This window comes from Yersinia sp. 22-579, assembly GCF_030433455.1.
GTDB classification, from domain to species: Bacteria; Pseudomonadota; Gammaproteobacteria; order Enterobacterales; family Enterobacteriaceae; genus Yersinia; species Yersinia enterocolitica.
On record NZ_JAUJTZ010000036.1, the window covers coordinates 1 to 1,538 of the forward strand.

A 1,538-nucleotide genomic window follows, 5' to 3' on the forward strand; every position below is an offset into this window, starting at 1 on the left:
GGCGTGTTCGACGTCGCGGCTCAGGTCAGCGACATTTGCTGTTGTTTATCAGTATCGCGAACCGTGATAGTGCCATCCGAAACGGCTGCATGAGTGGTGCTGTCGGCGTGGCCTTCATTGTTGACTCCTGTTAGCAAGCCGTTGGCCATGTTGCCGACAAAGTTACCCCCAATCCCCCATCAGGGGTTCATCCTGGCTGAGCAGGGTTCTATTCCAGAAGCAATTATTTCTAAAGCGTAACGTCGTTATAAAATCGGGTACGTCAATGTTAAACATACAACGCACACGACTAAAATGACGTTTTATTACAGACACACATCCAGCCTGCACCTTAAAGGCTACTGGCTGGAAGAGGCCGGATTTGGGGCAGATACACTGGTAACTGTAGCCATTTAGCGGGGGCAACTGGTGATCTGCACTTTTGCTGAGTGACAGGCAAAAAATCCCAACCGCCAGAGTCGGGATTTTTTGCAATTACTTATTCAGTAGTTTTTTTCGGGCTTCTGACAATGCATTTTGAAGCCAGTCATAATCAATCGCACCAATGTTCGGAGATAATTCAACCTTAATATTATCCTCGCCACCTTCTTGTTGTAAAAGTGCAATAAACTCTTCATCACAATAGATTTCAGCTATTAAATTCTCATAATCAACATCGCTAGCTACCACAACTTTTAATTGATGTTTATCACTCATTCTTAAGGCTCCAAAAATCCACGGAAATTACCCTGAGGATCGAAGCGAGCACCTCGCCCATCAGGGGCTACGACATCAAAACCACCAAATCGGTTGCCATCTTTGACTGTTGCACCAGGAGCTTTAACGATCCCATCTAATATTTTTTGCCCTTGTTCATTCATTTGAGTAGGTGTGCCCTTAGCTATAGGGAACGCACTTCCTTCACGACTTCCATGTTTTTGCAATGCTCTTCCAGCAATAGTTAGATTTCCTGCTTTAACTGCTGGGTCGGCCTTAGCACCTGTTTGTGAAAGTACATCCAATTCAAGTTGGCCAAATTTGCCGGCATCAATTTTTGAACCTGAACCGGAAGAAATATTCTTCGCTGCATTAGCCGCACCAGCTCTCGCTGCTGTCGCTTCCACTGCCGTTTTACCAACCCCTATAACTCCGGCTGCACCAACTCCGCCAGGCGTTACGGCTTCAGCAACCTGCAACCCTACGTTATTCAGACAGATTGCCGGTTCGGCCTTACAACCTTTCAGTGCGGCCTTAGCAAGGGCTGCTATTTCCGGCGTGGCTGCAACAATCATTGCTCCTCCAGCCACCGCACCTATGCCAGCAGATACAACAAGGTTTCCTTCTGCAATACCTTTGGCTATACCAGCCTTACACGTCGTATCACAGTCAGGGGGGTTACCCAACCAGAATCCGATATCTCCGGCTCCCAGGCCCAACGAGTTATTCTCCAGTGCATTCTTCCCAGCTTGCGCCCCGGCCACGGCATCAGCGGTGCTGCCGCCGGCTAGACCACCGGCCAACCCTGAGGCTAGTGTACCCAGTGCACTGATGGTTTGTCG

Annotated in this window: 3 protein-coding genes; 1 reads left to right on the forward strand and 2 read right to left on the reverse strand. The window is 48.7% G+C overall.

The window, feature by feature from the left end; all coding sequences use genetic code 11:
* Positions 1 to 252 precede the first annotated feature (252 nt).
* Entirely contained in the window at positions 253 to 396 is a 144-nt protein-coding gene (locus QSV56_RS21860) for a SymE family type I addiction module toxin (protein WP_268216032.1), read from the forward strand.
* 78 nt (positions 397 to 474) lie between these two features.
* On the opposite strand, the gene QSV56_RS21865 is transcribed toward QSV56_RS21860, so the two are convergent.
* Positions 475 to 696, reverse strand: coding sequence for a hypothetical protein (locus QSV56_RS21865; RefSeq protein WP_019084438.1), 222 nt, complete (start codon positions 694 to 696; stop codon positions 475 to 477).
* A 2-nt stretch (positions 697 to 698) separates the two neighbouring features.
* On the reverse strand, positions 699 to 1,538 hold an 840-nt coding region (locus tag QSV56_RS21870), incomplete at its 5' end, for a VENN motif pre-toxin domain-containing protein (protein ID WP_301213806.1).

Bases quoted from the DNA above. Each gene is read 5' to 3' on its own strand.
- QSV56_RS21865 (WP_019084438.1), bottom strand. From the start codon at position 696: ATGAGTGATAAACATCAATTAAAAGTTGTGGTAGCTAGCGATGTTGAT.